22 protein-coding genes and 2 tRNA genes are annotated in these 22,696 nt (G+C 58.5%); 5 read left to right on the top strand and 19 right to left on the bottom strand.

Going from position 1 to position 22,696, the window contains the following annotated elements:
• Nucleotides 1-32 precede the first annotated feature (32 nt).
• A complete protein-coding gene (locus CORGL_RS07120; protein ID WP_013709230.1) occupies nucleotides 33-1,580 on the top strand; it encodes a DUF6937 domain-containing protein in 1,548 nt (515 codons plus the stop codon).
• Here CORGL_RS07120 and CORGL_RS07125 read toward each other — a convergent pair.
• The 17 genes from CORGL_RS07125 to CORGL_RS07205 all read right to left on the bottom strand — a co-directional run bounded on the left by CORGL_RS07125 (nucleotide 1,577) and on the right by CORGL_RS07205 (nucleotide 17,270).
• On the bottom strand, nucleotides 1,577-2,599 hold the full coding sequence (locus CORGL_RS07125) for a LacI family DNA-binding transcriptional regulator (RefSeq protein ID WP_013709231.1): 1,023 nt from the start codon (nucleotides 2,597-2,599) through the stop codon (nucleotides 1,577-1,579). The genes CORGL_RS07120 and CORGL_RS07125 overlap by 4 nt on opposite strands.
• Nucleotides 2,600-2,716: 117 nt before the next feature.
• A complete protein-coding gene (locus tag CORGL_RS07130) occupies nucleotides 2,717-3,631 on the bottom strand; it encodes a ribokinase (RefSeq protein WP_013709232.1) in 915 nt (304 codons plus the stop codon).
• A gap of 135 nt (nucleotides 3,632-3,766) precedes the next feature.
• Nucleotides 3,767-5,167, bottom strand: coding sequence for an MFS transporter (locus CORGL_RS07135; protein WP_013709233.1), 1,401 nt, complete (start codon nucleotides 5,165-5,167; stop codon nucleotides 3,767-3,769).
• Between the two features lie 33 nt (nucleotides 5,168-5,200).
• Entirely contained in the window at nucleotides 5,201-6,148 is a 948-nt protein-coding gene (locus CORGL_RS07140; protein ID WP_013709234.1) for a nucleoside hydrolase, read from the bottom strand.
• A gap of 83 nt (nucleotides 6,149-6,231) precedes the next feature.
• Nucleotides 6,232-7,287, bottom strand: coding sequence for a linear amide C-N hydrolase (locus CORGL_RS07145; protein ID WP_013709235.1), 1,056 nt, complete (start codon nucleotides 7,285-7,287; stop codon nucleotides 6,232-6,234).
• Nucleotides 7,288-7,339: 52 nt separating this feature from the next.
• The gene (locus CORGL_RS07150) at nucleotides 7,340-8,257 is read right to left on the bottom strand and encodes a DMT family transporter (RefSeq protein ID WP_216476082.1); all 918 of its coding nucleotides are present in this window, start codon (nucleotides 8,255-8,257) and stop codon (nucleotides 7,340-7,342) included.
• Nucleotides 8,258-8,353: 96 nt separating this feature from the next.
• Nucleotides 8,354-9,103 (bottom strand): glutamine amidotransferase, encoded by a 750-nt coding sequence (locus tag CORGL_RS07155; RefSeq protein WP_013709237.1) that lies wholly within the window; start codon nucleotides 9,101-9,103, stop codon nucleotides 8,354-8,356.
• 595 nt (nucleotides 9,104-9,698) lie between these two features.
• Complete coding sequence (lysS, locus tag CORGL_RS07160; protein WP_013709238.1) at nucleotides 9,699-11,225, bottom strand: lysine--tRNA ligase; 1,527 nt, start codon at nucleotides 11,223-11,225, stop codon at nucleotides 9,699-9,701.
• Nucleotides 11,226-11,296: 71 nt separating this feature from the next.
• On the bottom strand, nucleotides 11,297-11,770 hold the full coding sequence (gene greA, locus CORGL_RS07165) for a transcription elongation factor GreA (protein WP_013709239.1): 474 nt from the start codon (nucleotides 11,768-11,770) through the stop codon (nucleotides 11,297-11,299).
• Between the two features lie 94 nt (nucleotides 11,771-11,864).
• Nucleotides 11,865-12,131, bottom strand: a complete 267-nt coding sequence (locus tag CORGL_RS07170; protein ID WP_013709240.1) for a twin-arginine translocase TatA/TatE family subunit — start codon at nucleotides 12,129-12,131, stop codon at nucleotides 11,865-11,867.
• Nucleotides 12,132-12,462: 331 nt separating this feature from the next.
• A tRNA-Pro gene (locus CORGL_RS07175) sits at nucleotides 12,463-12,539 on the bottom strand.
• A 36-nt stretch (nucleotides 12,540-12,575) separates the two neighbouring features.
• Nucleotides 12,576-13,475 carry a 4-(cytidine 5'-diphospho)-2-C-methyl-D-erythritol kinase gene (locus tag CORGL_RS07180; protein WP_013709242.1) on the bottom strand — a complete coding sequence of 300 codons (900 nt, stop codon included), beginning with the start codon at nucleotides 13,473-13,475 and terminating at the stop codon, nucleotides 12,576-12,578.
• A gap of 2 nt (nucleotides 13,476-13,477) precedes the next feature.
• Nucleotides 13,478-13,774: a Veg family protein gene (locus CORGL_RS07185; protein ID WP_013709243.1), complete on the bottom strand. Its 297-nt coding sequence runs from the start codon at nucleotides 13,772-13,774 to the stop codon at nucleotides 13,478-13,480.
• A 195-nt stretch (nucleotides 13,775-13,969) separates the two neighbouring features.
• A complete protein-coding gene (gene rdgB / locus CORGL_RS07190) occupies nucleotides 13,970-14,620 on the bottom strand; it encodes an RdgB/HAM1 family non-canonical purine NTP pyrophosphatase (protein ID WP_013709244.1) in 651 nt (216 codons plus the stop codon).
• A gap of 57 nt (nucleotides 14,621-14,677) precedes the next feature.
• On the bottom strand, nucleotides 14,678-15,418 hold the full coding sequence (rph, locus tag CORGL_RS07195; protein WP_013709245.1) for a ribonuclease PH: 741 nt from the start codon (nucleotides 15,416-15,418) through the stop codon (nucleotides 14,678-14,680).
• A gap of 11 nt (nucleotides 15,419-15,429) precedes the next feature.
• On the bottom strand, nucleotides 15,430-16,359 hold the full coding sequence (gene murI / locus CORGL_RS07200) for a glutamate racemase (protein WP_013709246.1): 930 nt from the start codon (nucleotides 16,357-16,359) through the stop codon (nucleotides 15,430-15,432).
• The gene (locus CORGL_RS07205) at nucleotides 16,356-17,270 is read right to left on the bottom strand and encodes an HAD family hydrolase (protein WP_013709247.1); all 915 of its coding nucleotides are present in this window, start codon (nucleotides 17,268-17,270) and stop codon (nucleotides 16,356-16,358) included. The genes murI and CORGL_RS07205 overlap by 4 nt, the downstream gene beginning before the upstream one ends.
• A 155-nt stretch (nucleotides 17,271-17,425) precedes the next feature.
• On the opposite strand from CORGL_RS07205, the gene CORGL_RS07210 reads away from it, so the two are divergent.
• Nucleotides 17,426-17,499: transfer RNA gene (locus tag CORGL_RS07210), tRNA-Val, on the top strand.
• Between the two features lie 179 nt (nucleotides 17,500-17,678).
• Here the strand turns inward: CORGL_RS07210 and CORGL_RS07215 are convergent.
• Entirely contained in the window at nucleotides 17,679-18,398 is a 720-nt protein-coding gene (locus CORGL_RS07215) for a CD20-like domain-containing protein (protein ID WP_013709248.1), read from the bottom strand.
• Between the two features lie 341 nt (nucleotides 18,399-18,739).
• On the opposite strand from CORGL_RS07215, the gene CORGL_RS07220 reads away from it, so the two are divergent.
• The 3 genes from CORGL_RS07220 (at nucleotide 18,740) to CORGL_RS07230 (ending at nucleotide 21,339) form a co-directional block, all read left to right on the top strand.
• Complete coding sequence (locus CORGL_RS07220) at nucleotides 18,740-19,045, top strand: hypothetical protein (protein WP_013709249.1); 306 nt, start codon at nucleotides 18,740-18,742, stop codon at nucleotides 19,043-19,045.
• A 236-nt stretch (nucleotides 19,046-19,281) separates the two neighbouring features.
• Nucleotides 19,282-20,118, top strand: coding sequence for a hypothetical protein (locus CORGL_RS07225; protein ID WP_156789821.1), 837 nt, complete (start codon nucleotides 19,282-19,284; stop codon nucleotides 20,116-20,118).
• 18 nt (nucleotides 20,119-20,136) lie between these two features.
• The gene (locus tag CORGL_RS07230; RefSeq protein ID WP_013709251.1) at nucleotides 20,137-21,339 is read left to right on the top strand and encodes an acyltransferase family protein; all 1,203 of its coding nucleotides are present in this window, start codon (nucleotides 20,137-20,139) and stop codon (nucleotides 21,337-21,339) included.
• Here CORGL_RS07230 and CORGL_RS07235 read toward each other — a convergent pair.
• A complete protein-coding gene (locus CORGL_RS07235; RefSeq protein ID WP_013709252.1) occupies nucleotides 21,336-22,619 on the bottom strand; it encodes an aminotransferase class III-fold pyridoxal phosphate-dependent enzyme in 1,284 nt (427 codons plus the stop codon). The genes CORGL_RS07230 and CORGL_RS07235 overlap by 4 nt on opposite strands.
• Nucleotides 22,620-22,696 lie beyond the last annotated feature (77 nt).

A 22,696-nucleotide genomic window follows, 5' to 3' on the forward strand; every position in this document is an offset into this window, starting at 1 on the left:
CACTAACATGATCAGAAAGGAAGAGCTTCGCCATGAAGTCCGTAAACGGTCTACCGGATAGGTCGGAGATCATCTTCGGCAATGTCATGGATGCCAAGACCCGCCGTCGCGCGCGACGCGCCAGAAACAGATATGCGAGACGGTTTGGCGACGACGCATCAGCCACCTACCATCTCGCCGCGCGTGATCTCCCAACGATCGGCACGCTGCTCGACATACGAGAACTCGTTTTGTCAGAGAGCGACGCACCACTTGACATCATCGCGGACGCCAAGGCGGGACGCCACATGTTGCAAACGGAGCGATCCCCCATCGGGTCCGACCGAAAGCCCGTGGTCATCGGCAATATCCGAATGGGCTATGGACATTACCGCATCGCCATCGCGATGGCGTCTGCCGCCCGTGCCATGGGGTTCACGCCCTATTGGTTCGATCTTGTGTCCCATGCGAAAACGACAGGTGCCAAGGTGATTGCCGCGCAAAACGAGTTGTATTCTCAAGGATCTCGTCTATCGCAGAGATTCAGCCTGTTTAACCGGCTCATATGGGAACCACTCAACACGGAGGGTTTCAGGAAGCTCTCGTATAACGCGATAGATCAGAAGAAATCCGAACTCATGGTGCCCATCTTTCAGGACCTTCCTCAAGATGTCCCCTATGTGGGCACGCATGCCTGGCCCTCTCAGGCGGCTGTTCACGCAGGCCTCACCCATGTAGTCAATGCCATCCCGGACAACTGGCCGATGGCGCTGCATCTTGCCGAGGGCTCGATACACGCGGTCCAGACGCCCGGAGCGTATCTGGGGTATCGCATGCTGCGGGGCATGGCTCCGACTCGCTCGCTCAGACAAATGCCCCGCAAGGACATATGCGAGACCGGCCATTATGTGGATCATGAGATCGTCTCGAACATCGATATCGATTGCGCGCGAAGAAGAGAGAGGCTGCTCGGGGGCTCCCCTATCCGTTATCTCATCACGATCGGAGGAGCGGGAGCACAGACCGAGCTGGTTGCCGCTATCATCGAGCATCTGCTGCCGGCGGCGCGACGCGGAGACGCTCTGCTCCTTATCAATGCAGGTGATCACGGGAAGGTCTGGAAACGCCTCGAACAGCTTGTGGATGGACTCGCCAGCTCAGCGGTGCGACACTTCGGGGACTTCAGGGAGGTGATGAGCTTCGCAGACCTGTGTCTCGCCGAGGATCAGACCGAGCTGAGCGGCATCCACGCCTTTTTCGACCAAGACATCTTCGCAGCGGTATATTCGACCAATCTGTTAATGCGCGGGTGCGATCTTTTGATCACCAAACCGAGCGAGCTATCGTTTTATCCTGTCCCAAAGCTCATGGTGCATCGCATTGGAGGACATGAGGCATGGGGGGCCATCCGTACCGCCGAACTCGGAGACGGAACCTACGAGATCGATGACACGCGCGAGGTGCTCTCTGTGATCGACGCGATGCAAGCCGATCGCACTCTTATCAGTCGCATGTGCGATGCCATCATTCGTGCAAACGCCCAGCATGTCTATGACGGCGCATACAGAGTTATCAATCTCGCCACCACCGGGCTCGGCTAGTCAATTGAGCGCACGCTGTTGCGGACCACAAGAGAGGGGCTCACGACGGAGGTCATGGGATCATCATCGATTCCCGAGATGCGCCTTGTCAGCATATCGAATGCTATAGATGACAGACGCGGAATATCTTGATCGACAGCGGTGATACCTGGCCAAGCGAATGCGAGTGAGGGGCTGTTGTCGAAACTCACGATCGATATGTCCTCAGGAATGCGGATGTCACGTTCGCGCAACCTGCAGAGCATCCCCACCGTGATGAGATCGCTGGTCGAGAAGATCGCAGTGACGCCTGCCTCGATCAGCAGATCTGTCTGAGCGTAGCCGGTCTCAGCGTGATAATCGCATTCCGCGACGTAGTCCGGTTCAAACGTGATGCCTCGCTCAGACAGCGCCCTGCGATAGCCCATGAGTCGAGCAGATCCGTTTTGCGTATGAGAAGTGTTTGCCAAGCAGCCGATGCGCCGATGGCCGTGATCGAGAAGATGCAACGCGGCCATATAGGCACCAAGTTCGTTGTCCACATAGACTTTGTCACACCGAACTCCATCTATGACACGGTCGATCATGACAAAGGGGACCGAGAGAGCGGCGAGCACGCCGATCGGATCGGCTTGGTCATCTTCAGAGCCACCGTTGCTCGCGACATATGCGATGCCATCGACACCGCGCGCATCCAAGCATTCGAGTTGCTCGCAATCATAGGCACTGCGATCATCAGAGTTGGCAATGAACAGACCACATCCTGTTTCGCGACAGCGTTCTTCAAAGCGCTTCGCCAAGGAAGAGAAGAACGGGTTCTCGATATCGGGAATAACCAAGCCAATGGTGTTCGATTTACTCATCGCGAGACCGCGTGCGACCTCATTCGGGCGATAGCGGAGGCGGCGGGCGGTCTCGCGAATGCACCTCTTGCTCTGATCGGACAGACGACACGATCGGTTGTTCAGCACCAGCGACACCGCGGATTCGGAGTAACCCGACTCCCGTGCGATGTCCTTGAGGGTAACCCTACGAGCCATGGATTCCTCCTGTCATCTTCCCATGTCGCATCCGACCAGTGCCCTAAAACGGAGCAGCGGATGTTCCATCATAGAACATCCGCTGCTCAACGATAGCGCGCAATGTGAGAACAGTGCCTATCGGGTCAGGAGGCGCTCAACCTCGGCGATGGAGGGTATGGACTGCTGCGCGCCGATCCGAGTCGTCGCGAGCGCAGAGGCGCACGATGACCACCGGATGATCTCCTCGGTGGACATCCCTCTGGCTCGGGCCGCGATGAAGGCACCGAGATAGGTATCCCCCGCGCACGTGGTGTCGATAGCGTTCACATGAAACGGCTCTGAGACGAGTTTGCGGCCATCCTCAAGAAGAATCGCACCACGCTCACCAAGCGTGACGGCGACAAGATGTACGCCTTTATCTGCCAGCTGTCGCATCGCTCTCAAAGCGGCCTCGTCGCAGTCGGGATAGACTCCTGTGATGGCCGCGCACTCGGTTTCGTTGATGCAGACCAGATCGATATTTGACCAGATGTCATCAGGCAGCGTTCTCGCAGGCGCAGCATTCAAGACGACATACATCCCGCGGGAGCGGGCCTTGGCAAGGGCGGCAAACGTGGTCGCATGGTCGCACTCGAGCTGAGTGAGAAAGATGTCCCCGGGACCAGCGAGGCGATCGAGAGCATGCGAGACATCCTCCGCTCGCAAGACATCGTTCGCACCGGGATCTACGATGATGCGGTTGTCTGGCCCGACGCGCACGATGCATGCCACCCCGGTAGGTCTGCCGGACACGCGCTCAACGCACTTGCACTCCACCCCGGCCTCAGCCAGAGCGGCGATCAGCTGATCGCCGAACGTATCTTGGCCGACAGCACCGATCATCTGTGTCTGGGCGCCGAGCTTAGCGGCGGCGACGGCTTGATTCGCCCCCTTGCCACCGGGATTGGCAAGAAAGCCGCCGCCGGAGATCGTTTCTCCGGCAAGCGGCATGCGCTCGCACGCTATAGTCAGATCCATATTCAAGCTGCCGAAAACGATTACCTTATGCATGTGAGCACTCCGAATGAAAAGTCATTATTGCCAATGCACGACCGAAATGCTATGCATGCTCTCGATTCGTGCACGTGTCCGTGTGTCATAACGATCTGTGTACCGGTAGGAGCTAGTTCGCTGGCATAGACTTGATTACAACAGATGCTTAAGCGTCACCTTTCTAAAAACCAAGAAGACGATGAGCGACAATGCCGAAACAGCCGACATGATGAGAAAAATGTTCGATATCAAGGCCGGCTCCCCCGCCGAAGCTCCAATCGGACTATAAGCTGAGAGATGCTTGTTGATTATCAAGCTGCTGTATACAGCCATACCAATCGATGATGCCGTGTTCAACATGAGATCAAGTATGCCAATGCCGCGACCACCCTCTTCCTTTGGTAGAGCATCGGAAGCTGTGTCGTAGAGCGGTGTATACGCAATGGTCATGCCCCCTACGAACAGGCATGCGAGCACTGACAATACGACGAAGCCCTTGCTGAGCAAAAGCGCGGAACCACCAAAACCTATTATCATCAAAGACGCCGCTAAAACAAGCGTCTTCGAACGTCCCAGTGCGTTAATCGCGGGGCCCGAGCCCACTCCAACGATCGCCGCGAAGATATACACCGCAGTGAGCCATGAAGACACCTCGGTGAGCGGAACGCTGTATAAGGCATCTCCGAGTGCGTTATAGATCGGTACGCAAGCAAAGTTAAAAAAGCAGATCATGAAAACCATGAGCACGACAGACATATAGGCGGCGTTCGTTACAAATGATCGACTGAGAAAAGGATGCCCGGCCTTTAAAATCCATACGATGAGAATCGCAGCTACGCTAATTGCAGCAATTATCAGAGTTAGACTTGGAAACGAAAAATACACTGCGATAAGACCTGCGAGAACCGCAAAGATAGTTATGCCAATCCCGTCGATCCTCTCACCTTCCGCGCTGATATCAGGGGTGTATTTGATAAGGGAAGGGATAAAAATCAGAGAAATTCCCGGTACCAGAAACAGATATTTCCAATCAATCGAGGTGATGATGCCTCCGGCAAAGATTCCAACGGCTGCAGCAAGATAGTAAACTGCATTATAGATACCGATATAAATGGCTTTTTCTTTATCTGTAAGATACTTTACGGACATGACGAGGAAAACCGATCCAGCAACTTGCCCTCCTGCTGTCTGAATCATGCGCGCAACTAGAGCAATCCAAAAATTAAATGATCCGAAAAACCCCAATAAACTTCCAGCTATGAGCGAGCTCACCCCGAATAACGTCATATGTTTAGGCGAGATAAAGTCGCAAAGCGTTCCGTAGAGCATGCAAACGACACCAAGAACAATGCCTGGGAGCGTGCTCAGAAGCGCAGCGCTGCCTGACATACCGAGAGTGTCACCGATGTTTTGGAATACCAAATTGAACGCTTGAGTCATGAGCGTGCCCAGCAAAAATACGATGAGAAGCGCCGGAAGGGCTTTTTTTGTCTTTAGGCGATTCTCCTCGAAAAGATCGTCGCCTACCCTCTCAACGGCAACAAGTTCGGCCATGATTTCCTCCCCTTCTGTCAATCTCGAACAAATCTAGGCTGATATAGCGAGCCACATGAGGCGGGAGAGAAACCCCGGCACGAAATGCTCTCCATCCACGGCAAGCGCGACCTTCGTGTTCGGCGCATCGAGAAGCCTCGCTGGATCACCAATCGTTCTTCCTCGGCCATCCTCGAGATCAACCGTAAGATTAATGGGAAATGTTGTCACAAGACTTGAGTCGAGTGCGACTGCGGCGGCGAGAGGGTCATGCAGGTTGCAACCGGGGATGCTATCATATCTCTCGCTGACCTCAATATAAAAATCAATCATATCTGCCATGAAGGTGCCGATCCTCGTACCCGTTGCGCGCAACTGCTCGTTATCCTGACGGCTCATTCTCACTTTGGTTGTCACATCTAACCCGATCATCGTGATATCCGCAGAGCTGGAAAACAGCTCTTTGGTGGCTTCGGGATCCTGCAAGACGTTCGCCTCAGCGAAAATGGTGCTGTTACCTGGTTGCGTCAAGGCCCCACCCATCATCACGATGTGAATCTTGTTCTCGATATCAGGTGCCTTTCGAAGGACTGCGGCCATCGTCGTGGACGCACCCGTGGGAACGATTACAAGTTCGTCACCGTATTGCCGTACCGATTCGATAATAAAGTCAACTGCGTTTTGCTCTTGAACCGAGCCGGCTGCTTTGGCAGGGATCTCAACATCTCCTGTACCGTTTTTACCGTGAAACTCCCCCGAGCTATCTAAGACTTCGAAGCTATCGCTTGCCAAAGGATGCGTCGGTCCCGCGTATACAGGAATGTCTGGATATCCGAACAGTTCAAGAAGGTCAAGGTCGTTTTGAACCCCCTGAGCGACGGTTACATTTCCATAGGTACCGGTTATTCCGATGAGCTCAGCCTCCGGAGAAGCCAATACGTATGCCAACGCAAGCGTATCGTCGATGCCCGTGTCCAGATCAAGGATTATTTTTTTGCTCATAATGATCTCCTAACATCTCTCGAAGAAAGCATCTTTACCTTATCGGGTGAGCACTCTGAATGGACCGCTGCTGAACGAGCTTTTTATAATGTATTCTCGCCGGGATTCCATACATTTTTCTCGATAAATGGATACGCCAACTGCTTCGAGATGAAGCTGTAGTATCGAATCTTATTTCCCCATCTCTCAGGATCACCGTATTCAAGTGATCTGAGATTCCGGTTTTCATAGGTGAAAGCATAGAGGATCTTCTTTTTGATATCATATCCAGCTGTGTATTGGGTCCATGCTACCAGCGTCCTATCGGCCTGACTGATCCTCAAGGCCCCTTTGGGTGTATTCACCGAGGACAGTAGTTGAAATACTTGGTTCAGCGCATCTTCATCGTCCACTTGGACGGAAAGCAGTTTTAAAAATGCCGCACGCAAAAACCGCGATTCCGGCTTGAAATCGGCGGGTATCCCCACTAATCCGCTTGTGAGCTCTTCCAAGTCTATTTGGTGAATCGATTCGGTTCGGTCAAACTCATACTGCCGATTCGTCGCCCTCTCCAACCAACACTTCAGATTATCTAGATGCCAATCAAATTCTGGTGCGTTGGCAAATACACCGACAGGGTTTTCAAAGAACTTGAAACCGTTCGGGACAGAAGGTTCGACAACAATCGAGCGACCCGTCTCATCTTGAAAAACGCAGTGCTGGGGAACGGACTTTTCCATCATCGATCCCGGATCATTCGTGATGCCCACATCTTGACCAAGTCTTTCAATAGTCTCATCAAGACTTCTGTAATGAGTCAGAATCCAAGTGCAAAGCTCTTCGCCGCAAATTGGCGTCTTGCCCTTGAGCTTGATTTGCTCAGTAGGAACGTAGCGGAAATAATGATCAAAATAGAATGATCCACCGCAGATCCCATGTTCGTTGATTCCGTCCAGCAGCTTGGGAGATTTGTGAATGTCATCGGCCCAGACGATTCCCATGACGCTGTGCAAACTGTCAAATGGCGTATAGGTGCCGGGAATCTCACTGCCCCTTGGAATTTTTACGCCCGAATACTCGAAATGCTGTTCAAAGTCCTGAGTTCGCCCCCAATACGGATTGCCTTGCCTGCTGATGAGTTCGATTCCGGTGCATGCCATAGCGCTTCCTCCCTCCGTAGGTCATATCATGCTCGCCCTCAACCTCTTCGGTCTATAACGGCTTCTGAGCAGAGGGCATCATTGCGATTCCCGCACCGACCAGAGCAACGAAGGCACCCAAGATCGTTACGAAGTAGACCTGATTGCCCAATGCCGGAACCAGCCAATCAATGAGAACCGAGCCGATCAGTTGACCCGCTGTTGAGGCCAAGCCTAAAAGGAGTAAACCTAATCCGCGTACCAGCAAAGCCATCAACGCAATTGAAAGAAGCCCCAAGGGACCACCCAGGTACATCCACCAATCACTTGGAAGGCCCGGCGTCACCTGCCCCATGGCAAAGCGGACAAGCAATACGGAAGCCAAGATGCAAAAGCCGACTAAGAAGTTCCACGTTATGGAGACCAACATGGAACCCGTCTCTCTTGCAACGGCGGAGTTGCCCGCTGGCTGCCAACCTGCTAGCAGACCTGCCAAGAATGGAAGCACGGCCAGCGCAATTACTTTTGGCATCTGCCAGTTGGGAAGCACGACCAGCACTGTTGCAACAATAGCCAGAATTGCTCCCAGGACCCTCGGGATACTGAACGGTTGCTTGGAATCGACACCGATTCCCAATCGATCGCAGGCAAGACCTGATATCACCATTCCTGATATCAACGTGGTTTGGAAGGTTGCAACACCCAAGACGGAAGCCGTCGCCCCTTCCGAGAAGACAACCATCGCACCACAGCATCCCGCAACCCAGTTCCACCATGGAATTCGATGTGCAGTGATCTTATGCGGTATCGAGGCGAATCCTTTTCTGGTGGATCCCTGAGAAAGGATGATGATCGTCATCACGACCAGCCCGGAGGCAAATGATACGACTGCGGAAAGATTTCCGTCCCCGAGCTCCTTTCCGACTTGTCCATTTACTGCCGACTGCATCGGTGACAGCATGCCTGCCAGAACCGTTGCTATGAACAGCAATGGAACTACAACGGTCCTCTCCGCGCTTTTCTGGGGCATCATTCTTTTTCACCCTCGCTTTGGTCTAACAAGATTGAGCCGGATAGTAGAAGACCTTTATTCAGATATACTTCCGGAGAGCCAATCGATGCATCGAGAGAAAAACCTCCCATAATGCTGCCAATCCATGAAGTCTCGGGAAGCCCAATGCGGCGCGATGTCTGTTGCGTATGCTAGCGTGCGCCCCTTTTTCGGATTGCCGACCACCAGCAGCGGATCGGATTCAACCGTCATCAGAGTTTTGGATTCATTCTTCGCAATGAGCTTTTGGTAACCGAGAATCGGCGGAAATTCGCCGAGCCCATCGGTAATAGCATTGGCTTCAACCGGTTTTGGTCTTAATCCCTCCGGGGCCTCGATACGATCGTCACAAGGCTGTATCTGCACCGGCAGAATATCCTCGATTGGCGTGCCATGATAATGAGCTTTTCCCTCGAATCCAGCGAAGGAAAGGTATCCCCCTGCCATCATCAAAGACCCGCCAGCCTCTACCCATTGCTTCAAAAGATTCATTCGATTAACCGACGGAATCCCTTTTGCAAACACATCGTCAGAAAGTGCTAATGAGTTCGATCCAATATCTGATAGCAATACCACATCATATTGATCTAGCTCACCTTTGGTCCATGGAAATTTTTCAGGAACGTCATGTGCAAGCAAGTGCGTAACAGTGTGTCCCTGTTGACGAAGAGAACCGAGTAAAGCCGAACATCCGATCTCCAGTTTTGTATTTGTGAACGAATCGCAGCCTTTGTACTCCGTTGTGGCTGTTATCCAAGATTCACCGGCTAGAAGGACTTTTGCCATGTTGTTTCCTCCTGTGCTAGTCTCTGTTTCCGTCCGATCCAGTTAATGCGTAGCACTGCACCTAGCAACCTGTAATCGCAACGCATCAATTCGGTCATCCATCTTGAACATGCGCATTCGCGACGATTCCGCATCTTGTACGTCCCAGTTGCTCTCAGATAAAGCGCTTTATCAATGCTTGAAGTGATTCTAGCATCTCTCCTAAACAGATAAAGCGCTTTATCACCTCTGTCGACAAGCGGTTGGTTTTCCCCTCTAACCGGTTTTCGCCGCACCAATCAGAGTGACATGAGACGTGTATTGCCTCTATCAGGTGCTCCGCGATACCGCCAACCGTGCTTTCGCCTCGGAATTAAACCTACATACATGTGGATTGTCGGCTCCGCCCTCAAATCGCTGCCGATCGTTCGCCTTCACAATATTGTCAGCTTGCAAGGACTTTTGAGATCGCACTGATTTATGCATCGGAGCACGAGTCTCGCGAAGCACGAAGCCCAGATATGCACGTAAAAAGTATGTTATTGATCTGAACGCCCGCCATGAAACAAACGGCGCCCGATCATACAGATGCAGCGACGCTTGCAGTCAGCATTTGCTACGCCTCGGGCCGCATGTGCGGGAAGAGCAGGACGTCTCGAATGCTTGCGGAATTCGTCAGCAGCATGACCACCCTGTCGACGCCGATGCCGATGCCGCCGGCGGGCGGCATGCCGTACTCGAGCGCCCGAATGAAGTCAGCATCGTACTCCATCGCCTCATCGTCCCCGGACGCCTTCTCCTCGACCTGTCTTCTGAAGCGCTCCGCCTGATCCACCGGGTCATTCAGCTCTGAAAAGGCATTGGCGTACTCATGACCTGCGATGACCAGCTCGAAGCGGTGCGTAAGCCTTGGATCGTCTCTTCGACGCTTTGCTAGAGGCGAGACTTCGACGGGATAGTCGCACACAAAGGTCGGATCGATGATCGTCGGCTCACCGATCTCGTCGTAGAGCTCGGCTATGAGCCTGCCCGCTGTCCACTCGGCCTCGACCTCGATGCCGTGCGCTGCGGCATGCGCGCGCAGCTCCTCGACTCTTGTGTCGAGGCTGACCGGTGATCCGAGAGCCTCCGATACGATCTCTGCCATGGGACGACTCACCCACGTTCCCGACAGGTCGATCGCGCGCCCTTGGTAATCGATCCGCTCGGAGCTGTTCACCGCAGCGTTAGCGGCCTTGATGACTCCTTGCGCCAGCGCCTTCATCCCCTCGAGATCTGAATATGCTCGGTACGCCTCCATCGTGGTGAACTCCGGATTGTGAGTCTGATCCATCCCCTCGTTGCGGAAGATGCGCCCGATCTCGTACACCCGCTCGAAACCTCCCACAAGCAAGCGCTTCAAGTGGAGCTCGGTCGCGATGCGCAGATAATTCTCCTGATTCAACGCGTTATGGTGCGTTATGAAGGGCTTCGCGGTCGCCCCGCCCTGTATATTCTGAAGAATGGGCGTTTCGACCTCGAAGTAGCCATCCGCATCCATGTGACGCCGAAAGGCCGAGAGAATCCGCGAGCGCTTCTCAAAAGTCGAGCGCACCTCATCGTTCATGATGAGATCGACGTAGCGCTGGCGATACCGGGTCTCCTTGTCGGACAGACCGTGGAACTTCTCCGGTAGAGGGCGAACGCTCTTGGCCAGAAGCGCGACGCTTGTCGGGGCGATGGAGAGCTGACCGCGACGCGTGCGGACGACGCAACCGGATACGTTGACGATATCGCCCAGATCGAGATCGCGAACAAGGGCCCAGTCCTCATCGCGCATGTCATTGATACGGCAGAACAGCTGAATCTCGCCTGTCGGATCGCGCACCACGATAAAAGCGATCTTGCCCTGTCCGCGCTTCGCCATCACGCGACCTGCGACGCTCACGATATCAGTGGTGCTTTCCCCGTCGGCCAGCGAGGCATAGGCGAGCTCGAGCTCGGCAACATGGTGCTTCGCTACGGTCTTCTCGGGATACGGGTCGCCTCCATCGGCGATCAGCGCCGCGCGCTTCGCCAAACGATGCGCGCGCTCGTCGTTTATCGTAGCATCCGGCAAAGCGCCATCTTCCTCAGAAGCGGAAGATTCGCGGTGATCAGACATCTGGACTCCTCCGAAAAAAGCTCCCCGAGAGCAAGGCTCGAGGAGCGCTTGAACGCTATGGGCCCTGAAGCCTAGCGCGAGACCTTGGTGATGGTATAGGCGCGCACGGTACCCGAGGGCATCGTGACCTCGACGGTCTCGCCCTCAGCGCGACCGATGATCGCATGGCCCACCGGTGACTCGTTCGAGATCTTGTGCTCCAGTGAATTCGTCTCGGTCGTGCCCACAAGAGAGACGTCGGTCGCCACGCCATCGGCGTCCACAAGCGACACCGAGCTGCCGATAGATACGGTAAGTGAATGACCGGTTGCCTTCACCTCTTGAGCGTTCGCGAGAATCGCTTGGATCTCGACGATCCGAGCAGCGTTCTTCGCCTGTTCGTCCTTCGCATCGTCATATTCGGAGTTCTCTGAGAGATCGCCGAAATCGCGTGCGATCTTGATGCGCTCGACGATCTCCTTGGAAAGCGTCGTCTCCCGCCAGTCGAGTTCATCGACCAGTTTCTGGCGACCCTCGGGGGTTAGAACTATCTCATTTGCTTCCATGCAACAGACTCCCTGTTCTCGTGCGATCAAAACAAAACGACCGGCCCATTCATGAAAGAAAGCCGGTCGTCATTCACCTGCGCACAGCACGGTGCTACTCGGCGTCCTCTTTTTCTTGAGCTTGTTCCTTTTTCTTCTTTGCTGCGGCGAGCTTTGCCTCAAGCAGGCGAATCTCCTCATCCTCGGGCACGTTGGAGGTCTTCTCGACCTCAGCGGTCTCCTCGTCGTCCTCCATGCCCTCACGGATGCTCTTGACGGTAGACCCCAAAGACTTGCCAAGTTTCGGAAGGTTCTTCGGACCGAGCGCCAGCAGCGCTATGACAAGAACAACGATCCATGGAAATACACCTTTTGGCATCATACGGTTTCCTCCCGGTTGCGCATCAGTCATGCCGAACGAGTATACCGCCCCAAGGCGGTCGAGACAACATGCTCATATTGTACACGTTCGCAGAAACAGTCCCCGTGCTCCTGCACGTATCTCGCAAGCTGCACAACTTATCCGCAGCCCCGAGTGCGATCGCGTCCCAATCCGCATCGACACCGATACCGAATCCTCTGCGCATCTCCGGCTCGCGGCACCGGCTGACTCGTCCTGCGCAGCGCGCCGGAATCGACGGTCCATGCGGTGAGCGTCCTGCATGCTTTTCAGAAAGCAAGGGACCCGCAAGGGCCCCTTGTTGAGAATGCGATGGTCGGGTTGACTGGATTTGAACCAGCGACCCCCGCGTCCCGAACGCGGTGCTCTACCAAACTGAGCCACAACCCGAATCGAAGCTATCGTAGCAGAATGCGGCGCGCGATGCTAGACGTCAGACGCGGAGAGCCGGGACTTTTTCATCTTTGCGGCGCAGCTCCACCATCCGCGCTCGCGTTCGGCGGCGATGGCGATCGCGTCCGCCGTCTCGATCGTATCGCATAGTGCGTAGACGCACGAACCGGATCCGGTGAGCTCGACCGCGCGGGCCTCAGATCGGGAGCGCATCCACTCGAGCACGTGTCCGATCTGCGGATCAAGCTCACATGATGCCGCTCGAAGGTTATTGGAGATGTGACGGGCGACGCCGGCACCATCATGTTCTCTCAGCGCCTCGAGCATCGGATCGATCGGCGCGGGAGGCACCGGGGCCCTATCGAAGCGCGCGTAGGCCTCCGCCGCGGTGACACCTGTCGATATCGGCTTCACAAGCGCTACGGCAAGACCGCCGAGAGGTTCGAATATCTCCGCAGGGCGATCTCCCGCCTCGTCGCAGTAGACGAGCGCACCAGACAGCAGAAACGGCACATCCGCGCCGATGCCGCGCGCTGTTGCGCGCACTCGCTCATCGGCCGGATCGATCCCCCAGGCTCGACACATGCCCACGATGACCGCCGCCGCATCAGCTGAGGGCCCGCCCAATCCCGCGCGAATCGGAATCCGCTTCTCGACCTCGATCTCGACGCAGGGCTTTCGGCCAAATGCCCGTCCGAGAGCCGCAGCCGCGCGATGCGCGGTGTTGCGCTCGGTTGCAACGTCGAGGTTCGGCCGCATGCGCACCGTCAGCGTCGAGTCCGATGCGGGTGCCACGGTCACGGTATCGGTCAGATCGAGCGCAGCCATAACAGAATCGACTCGGTGGTAACCGCGTGCATCCGTTTGCGCGTGAACTCCGAGATAGAGATTGACTTTGGCGGGAGCAAAAACTCTGATCGCCCGTTCGATCATCCTCAGTGCTCCTCAAGCTGGTTGCCCAGGGGAGTGAAGATATGCTCACCAGATTCCGGATCGAACAACTCGACCGTACCCGTCAGAACATCCACATACTGATAGGACTGACGCGACTTGCGGCCCCGGCGCTCATCGACCTCTATGATGAAAACTGCAGGATGAACGGTTTGAATCGTACCGATGCGCTCGATGACGCGCGTACGACCCATATTGGCCTTCACTTTCACGCGATCGCCTACCATGCCCTCGAGTTTCTCGTGGATGTCCTCAATGTGATTGACTTCCTGATCTTCCATCAACGATGCCTCCCGCGGACTCATTTCTAAAAGGCAGATATGCCCCAAGATAGACAAACGGACTGATTGTATCAGGCCGCGACGGCAATTGCATCTCATGTGACGAATCTGCGCAGCTTGCGCCGAGCGGTACGAGAAAACTCCGGCCGATCCCCGCGACGCGCTCGCGTGACACGCGCTGAATCGCGGCCCTCGTCAGATGGCGGTACCCGACGCAGCGAGTCTTCGAGCTAGATCGTGCAGCGCGTGGAAACGGTGGCTGATGGCGTTCTTCTCCTCGGCGGAGAGCTCGGCCATGGTCATGCCGGGCCTCGCCGCGGGCAGAAACAGCGGATCGTAGCCGAAGCCGTTCTCACCATGCGGCGCGAAACCGATGCTGCCCTCGCAGCTGCCCTCACCGCTGAGCACCGTCCCTCCCGCGTCGATGAGCGCGACCACGCTCACAAATCGCGCCGTTCTGGCGCTTGCCGGCGTGTTTGCCAGGCGGCTCAGCAGTTTTGCGTTGTTCGCCTCGTCATCGCCGTGGACCCCGGCATAACGTGCCGAGTACACGCCCGGCTCGCCCCCGAGCGCATCGACCACGATACCCGAATCGTCGGCGATGGCGGCGAGGCCCGTCTCGGCGACAGCTGCCTCGGCTTTGATGAGGGCGTTCTCGAGAAACGTCGTTCCGGTCTCCTCGGGTTCCTCGAAATCGCCAAGCTGTGCGATCGCGACGAACACCTTATCGGGCATCACACGGCCCAGAATCGACTCGATCTCGACGAGCTTGTGCGCATTGCCCGTCGCGACCACTATCGTTCGGGCGGGATCAAGTGCGTCGATATCGATGTGCTCCCATGCCATGTCGGCTCCCTATCTCCTCGTCTGGCGATCTTGGGCGACTATCTGTCTGAGACGCGCTCAGGCCTCGTCTCTGAATGCCGTGACCTCGTTTTGAAGAGCGATCAGCCTTTCTATCCCTTCAAATCCCAGATCGAGCAGTGCATCCAGATGCGCTCGATCAAAGGGCGTGCGCTCACCTGTGCCCTGTATCTCGACGATCTCCCTGCTCTGCGTGCACACGAGATTCATGTCGACCTCGGCACGCGAGTCCTCGGCGTAATCGAGATCGAGCAAGACGTTGCCATCCACAAGACCCATTGAGACCGCCGCGACCTGGCTCACCAGAGGAATTCTGGGAATCCTGGCCGCCTCCACCCAAGCCGCGAGCGCATCGTGAAGGGCCACCCAGGCACCGGTGAGAGCGGCTGTTCGCGTCCCACCGTCAGCTTGGATCACGTCGCAGTCGATCGTCACGGTGTGTTCGCCGAGCGCGCGCAGATTGGTCGCGGTGCGCAGGCTTCTCCCGATGAGGCGCTCGATCTCTTGAGAGCGCCCCCTGCGCTGACCGAACTCTCGTCTCGTGCGACGCCCGGTCGAAGCGGGCAGCATCGCGTACTCAGCCGTGACCCACCCTGAACGGCTCGCTCGACGCCATCCGGGCAGTCCGTCCTCTATCGTGGCGGCGCACAGCACACGGGTGTCACCGAATTCCACCATGCATGAACCGAGCGCGTTCTTCATGACATCCCGCTCGAGTCTCACGCGCCGCAGATCGCCCGCTCCCCGGCCGTCCGCCCTGCGTACCTCCATGTGCTCCATGCCCACTCCTTTCACAGTCTGCGCGTCCGGATCTGGCGATCCGACGCGAGCCGACTGAGTTCATCGATGCCCACATGCTCGACGTCCACGAGCCGTGAGCCGAAGATGAATCGTCCCGCCTCCGCGAATGCGGACGTGTTCTCGGAGGTCGTCGCGAACCGATGCTCGGGCCTCGCTGTCGACGGGGCGAGATGCCCTTGGCAAGCGAGCATCTCATGAAGCTCGCGCATCGTCTCCTCGGCTGAGGACACCACGTGCACGCCTCTGCCCAGCACGGCGCGAATAGGGCGCACGAGCAGCGGAAAATGCGTGCAGCCAAGTACGACGGCATCGATATCGAGACCCCTGAGCGGCTCGGTCTCGCGGCGCACGAGGGCGCGCACCTCCGGCGTATCGAATAGATCTGCTCCATCCAGCCACTGCGCATCGGCTCCGATTCCGCCGGCCAATCGGCTCTCGACGAGCTCTACGAAGCGCTGGGTCGCGCAACCGTGCACGCCAACACCGGCATCGAGGTTCTTGATCGCACGCAAATAGGCGCCCGAAGCGATGGTGAGATCGGTGGCGAGCACACCGATCTCGCGCGTGCGCGTTGCCAGAACGGCTGCGCGCGCGCCCGGCCCTATGACACCTATGACCGGGACATCGAACATGCGCTGAGCGAGACCGAGTGCTGAGGCCGTCGCCGTGTTGCAGGCGATGACGATCACCTTGACGCGCTGCCGCACCAGCCATGTCCCCACCTGCGCAACGAAGGCGCGCACCTCCTCGACGCCGCGCGTTCCGTAGGGGCAGCGCGCGGTGTCACCGATGTAGACGATCGATTCGTGCGGCATGGCGCGCGAGATGGCCCTTGCAACCGTGAACCCGCCGACGCCCGAGTCGAACACGCCGATCGGGCGATCGCCGGTGAAGGCCGTTTTGGTCGGCTGAGCCATCATGCGCTCCGCTCCCGAGCGGCCAGCACGGTGCGCATGGCGCACACCCATCCATCGGTGATGCGTCCGTGCGCGACGTAGGCATCGGGATGCGCTGCGAGAAACGCCGGCGCAGTCGCGCATCGAAGGCCGTTCTCCACCAAGATGAATGTCCCCACATGATCCGCCATGAGAAAATCGGATGCCGCATCGCCGATGGCGAGCGTCTGCTCGATGGGGATCGAGCGCAGCTCGCAGAAGCGCGCGATACCCCGACCCTTGTTGAGTCCCTTCGGCACGATGTTGAATGCCCTGCCCTTCGTGCCCGCGGGCAGCTTCAGAGTCGTGGGCTCCGATATGTAGTTGAGATAGCCGTTGTCCGCCCAGTCGAGCGCAGTCGAACATGCGTCGAGCAGATCACGCGCTTGCTCATCGGGAATCTCTCCGCGCATCCCGACCGTCACCTCGCGATGCCTGTAGCCGGTCGACATGTCGTTGTGGTACTCGAGCAGGCCCGGCCAGCGATTGGCGAACTCATCGCAGATACCGGTGCTCTCGATCACCTCATGGGGTGTGAGTCCGCAGGCTGGGACGTAGTCCATATCCGCTGTGAAGTACTCCCAGCGGCTGCTGGCATGATCGACCATGATGAGGCCGCCCATCTCGCCGATGAAGGCATTGAGGCCCAAGATGCGCACGTCCTCATGGAGCATGGAGCGATTGCGTCCGGAACACGGAATGACCTCGATGCCCGAGCGCTTGAGTTCGACCAGAGCGGCGACCAGATCGAGGCTCGGCGCGCCGCTCGCATCAGCCAGCGCGCAGGAACCCGGTGCGAGCATGGTGCCATCGAGATCCGTGAAGACGTAGCGCACGCCGGCGAGCTGCTCGCGCAGGGCATCGTCAGGTGATAGAGGCAGAAAGCTGTTGGGCATGGGCCCTCCGGTATCGAGCGAAGCGAACGGCCCTATCATAACCGCCTTCGTCGACGCGTGGCCAGCCGGACGGCAGATGCCACGCAGAAGTCACGCCATCGCTTCGAGTGCGCGGCTCCTCGATCGGTGCGGCTTGGGTTATACTTGGTGTCCGCGGGCGATTGGCGCAACTGGTCAGCGCAGGTGCCCTACACGCACAAGGCTGGGGGTTCGAGTCCCTCATCGCCCACCCGCGATACCGCAGCGCCCTCCAGGCAATCTGTGCCTGGAGGGCGCTTCATCTGTGAGCTGCGCATCTGCTGCTAGCTCAGAAGTCGCATGACACTCGTTTTTGACAGATGCGTGCCACCGCCAACTCGAGAGGCGCCGGTCACGCCGCTGAGCGCGCGATCGGCGATCGAGCTCTTATCAGGAGAGCTTCCAGCTGGCCGTCTCGCTCTTCGAGAGAAACGAGGAGGTGTAGAGCGCTTTGACGGTTCCATCCTTGAAATAGATGTTTCCCGAGACCGTGCCGCCGGCGGCGAGCGTACCGGAGTTGAGCTCGTCGGTGCCCTCGCTGTAATAGGTCGCGGTCTCCTGCGCCCCCTTCGCGTCCTCGCCCTTCCAGTCAAAGGAGTTGTAGCTCACCTCTTTATCGCCGTTGTTCACGTATGTGACGTGAATGCCGATCACCTTCGAACCATCGTAGTTCTTGAGATCCCCTTGAACCGAATCGAGCTTCACGCTGAGTCCGTTCTCGAGCTTGACCTCGGTGCCCGCGGAGAGATCCTTGTAGTCGCCCTTTGAGGACCCCTTGTCGGATGAATCCTTGTCCTGGGACTTCGAGGTCGCTGACGGACCGTTCGCCGCATGGTCGATGGCCGCGACGTACATCGCCTGCGTCCCCATGACGATGGCGAACGCGATGACGTTCACGATGACCGCCGCGATGGCCAGCCCTTTGCCGGATCTCTTGCCGCGAACGGTTCCCACGATGCCCACGATCGCGAAGATCGCTCCGATCACCGCGAGCGGTGCCGCGAAGTTGTTGATGATCGGAACCCATGAGAGAACGAGCGCGAGCACGCCCAACACGATCCCTACGATCGCCGCCGCCGAGTGGGACCGTCCCTGTGCGTTATCCACCATAACCTCAACCTTTCTGATTCGTCGCTGCAATCAAACGAGGGGTTCCTCGCTGATTCCGATATGGCCTCATTATTGTGTAGAGGGTGCTCGATTTCATTAGCTGTCAGCTAAGGTCTGGAAATATTTTTTCGCTTGCAGATTGAATGCCGTGCATATCACTGAGTCTCCTCCCCCTGCACACGCTGCTGACAGCTAGCGTGTACCCGCATCCTCCTTTTTTAAACACGCTATTGCGCTCGTCGCCGACGTCCGTTCCGGATCGGCATGCGGCTCCACACATCAATCCATCCAGTGGGTTATTATTTTATCTACGAACACCTGTTCGATATGAGAGGAGCGATGTGGGAGATCTCGCTGGGACGAATGGCATACCCATGCGGCGCGTATATGTCGGGGTCACGGTCGAGTACGACCCATGCGGCGACGAGCGGCCGGTGCGCGTGACCTGGATCGACGGCAGGAGCTGGACCGTGGAATCCGTCTACAGCGTCCGCAGCTACGGTCGCGCTCACATGGGCAACCTCGTCACGCGCTTCGACGTTCGGATCGCAGGCAGGCGCAAGAGCCTGTGGCGGCAGGGAACGAGGTGGTTCGTCGCGCCGCCGGCGGCGCCCTCGGCACCGGTGCAGGGGACAGGCGTGAAATGAGGAGACGGGCGTTGCGACCCATGAATGCTGAGCGGCACCCCGCAGATCAGGGTACACTCCCAGGTGAGAAACCATCGAGCGTCCCGTCGGGAGGCCATCGGAACACGGATCCCCGAAGCAGGCGCGAGCGGATGCGGACGGCAGCCGGTCGCGAACCCGACGGACGCGAGCGCCAGACAGGCGCGGGCCGAGACGACGAGCGAGCCCGCGCCTGTCGGCCCAGAAAGAGGTTCACCATGGCTGAACAAACCACCGCAGAGAATCGATCGGGGGCACCGGCACTCATCGTCGGAGACGTCCATCTCGCCCAAAGCGACATCCTCCCACGAGTCGAGACGGCGGTGAGGCGCCTCGATCTCGAAAGAATCGTGATGCTCGGCAATTACTGCGACGCATGGAGCAGCACGGGGATCCGCGCACCCGGCTGCATTCTCATCCCAGGTCTTCGCATGCTGCGTGACTGGGTCGGCGATCTGCGAGAGCGCGGCGTCACCTGTGAGGTGCTCGTGGGCAACCATGACATGGAATACATCCTGGGCTCCGAGACGGCCGCCACCGAGCCGAGGCTCGCCGGCGAGGCCAGACGCATCCTCGCAGATATGGGTGCCCGCATCGCGGCCGAAGCCGAAGGGTTTCTCATCACGCACGCGGGGCTTACGCGAACCTACGCCGAGGTGCACCTGGGCGGCGCGTGCAACGCCACCCGAGCTCGTGACGGACTCAACGCGCTGTTTGATTCAGGTGAGGATGAGCACCTCAGCGCGCTTGCGGCGCGCGGACAACAGCACGGCCCCCAAGACCCGCCGGGACCGCTGTGGACGGATATCGAGGAGCTCACAGCCGATCCAGCGCTCGGCATGGATCAGATCGTCGGCAACACCCCGATCCCGACGTGCCGGCGCGCGTTCTGCACCGCTGACTCGGCGGGCCGCGCGCCCAGGATCTATCTGTGCGATACCTACTCACTCGATTCGATGTTCCGACCGCTCGGAGATGGCAGCATGCTCATGATCCGCGATGATGACCTCGCGGTGATCACGAGCGAGGACCTCGGAATCGAGCCCTGGTTGTAAGCGAGTCATCCCCTTGGGATGCCGTTCTCGCCGCCCTATGGTATCGTAGCGGGCATTCAGGAAATGGAGCTGGCCGCGACGAGCTGGGGCACGATGGACGAGAACCGCTCGAACAGGATCGCATCACTGGACGGGTTGCGCGGGATCGCATGCCTGTCCGTGCTGCTGCTGCATATCGGTATGATGATCCGACCTCTTGGCGCCGACTCCCCCTACGGCCTGATACCGGGGACGGCATCAGTTCTCATCTTTTTCGTGCTCTCCGGCGTGGTCCTGTCGATCGCACCGCTCGCGCGACTTCGCGCGGGCGCGCACGACGATTGGCTCGGCTACTACCCCAGACGCGTGGTGCGCCTCGGCATCCCCGCCGCCGCGGCGATCGCGCTCGGTATCATCGCAGGCTTTGTCGCATGGCGCATGGGACAGATGTCCCGCTCCGCGATGGCCGTCGAGTTCTCCTCGGGTGCGCGCAGGGCCGTCCATGACATCCTCATGCAATTCGATCTGCTCTTCAACGTCTCAGATGACACGGTCAACCTGTTCGGCGGAGCGATCTCACGAGTCGACTCACCGGTATGGTCCATGAGCTGGGAGCTATGGTTCAGCCTGACGCTCCCTCTTGCCATCGCCTGCATCGGCAGGATCCGCCGTGACGGCCCGGCTGTCCTCGGCGCGCTCGCAGCGATATTCCTCTCGAGCTGGAGCGGATACTTCCCGTTGCGCCTGTGCCTCATGTTCTGGATCGGCACATTGCTCGCACGGCGCTGGGAGCGGCTCCGCGCCCTGCGCCTTCCGCGGGCGCTTGAGGTCATTTCGCTCATCGCGGCGGCGCTGCTCATCGAGCTGCCGCAGCTCGTCGCGACCGGACCGCTCGGCGCGGCAGCGCTCTCGACCGCGATGAGCGCGGCATGCGCGGCATGCGTCGCTCTCGCGATGACCGATGGCCTGCTGCATCGAGCACTCAGCTGCAAGCCGATTCTGATGCTGGGCGCCCTCTCCTACAGCCTGTATCTCACGCATGCGATCACGATCGGGGCGATCGAGGCGCTTCTGCCCCGCATCGGCATCGCATCTCCGCTCATGCTGTCGGGGATCGCGCTGGCGGCTAGCCTCGGCGTCGCCACCGCGTTCTGGCGTCTGATCGAGCGCCCGAGCATACGACTGTCTCACGTGGTCGGACGAGCAACGCATCCGTCGAGAGGCGGAGTGGACGTGATCTAGCCGAGCACGTCCGCCAAACCCGCAACAAGGGCGCCCACATCCGTCTTGGTGCAGATGAGCGGCGGCAGAAACCGCAGCGTGCGCGGACCGGTCGCGCTCAGCACGAAGCCGGCCTCCAAGGCGCGGGCCACCACGTCGCGCGCGTCACCGGACGCCTCGTCGATATCGCAGCCGATCATGAGACCGGCGCCGCGCACCTCGACCACGTGCGAAAGGGCAGCGAGCTGCTCGGCCATATAGGCTCCGACCTCGCTGACCCGCTCGCCGAATCGGCCGACCACGAGCTCGGAGAGAACCGCCTCGGCCGCCGCAACCGAAAGCGGGCTCCCTCCGAACGTCGAGCCGTGGTCTCCCGGCTCAAAGGCCTCGGCCACCTCGCGGCGCGCGACGCAGGCGCCCATGGGCACACCCCCGGCGATGCCCTTGGCCAGACTCATGATATCGGGATGGATCCCGAACAGGTGCGACGCGAACGGGGCTCCGGTGCGGAACAGTCCCGTCTGCACCTCGTCTGAGATGAGCAGGCCACCATGGCTGTGAACGAGATCCCGGGCGGCGCGCATGAAATCTTGCGTCAGGGGGTGCACGCCGCTCTCGCCCTGAATCGCCTCGACCATGACGGCGCAGATCTCGCTGCCCTGCTCCCCGAAGATCGCCTGCAGCTGCTCGATGCTGTTCGGCTCGCATGCGATGAAGCCGTCGGGCAGGGGCTTGAACGGTTCCTGCAGGTGATCCTGCATCGTCGCCGCAAGCGTCTCGTGTGTCCGACCGTGAAAGCTTCCGCGCAGGCAGATGATCGTGTTCCCTTTGTTGCCCTTGCGTCTCGCGAACAGGCGCGCGAGCTTCATCGAGGTCTCATTGGCTTCGGCTCCCGAATTCGCGAAGAAGGTCTGCCAGATCTGCTCGCCGGCTCGAGGAGCGCTCGCGGCGGCGACGGCCTCTCCATCTTGGCTTTTGATGGCGCGGGCCAGAGCGCGAGCACCGAGGGCATCTCCGTTGGCGAGCTTCGAGAGCATCGCCGCGACCTCGCCGCGATGCTCGATGAAAAAGAAGTTCGAAACATGCAGCAGCCTGTGCGCCTGCGCCTCGATCGCAGCCGTCAGCGCGGGGTGCGCGTAGCCCAGGCAGCACACGCCGATTCCGGCGAGAAAATCCAGGTAGCGCCTGCCGTCATCGCCCTCGAGGGACATGCCCTCGCCCCGTGTGAACTCAACGTCCAGGCGCGCGAACGTCTGCATCATGTATGACGCTTCAAGCGTCTGCTCCTGATCTAACGACATGTGGACCACCTTTCTGTCGAGCGGGCCGCTCGCCCGCCGCCGATGCCGCGAGCTCATCGTTCAGCTCGAGACGGCAC

Source organism: Coriobacterium glomerans PW2, assembly GCF_000195315.1.
GTDB lineage: Bacteria > Actinomycetota > Coriobacteriia > Coriobacteriales > Coriobacteriaceae > Coriobacterium > Coriobacterium glomerans.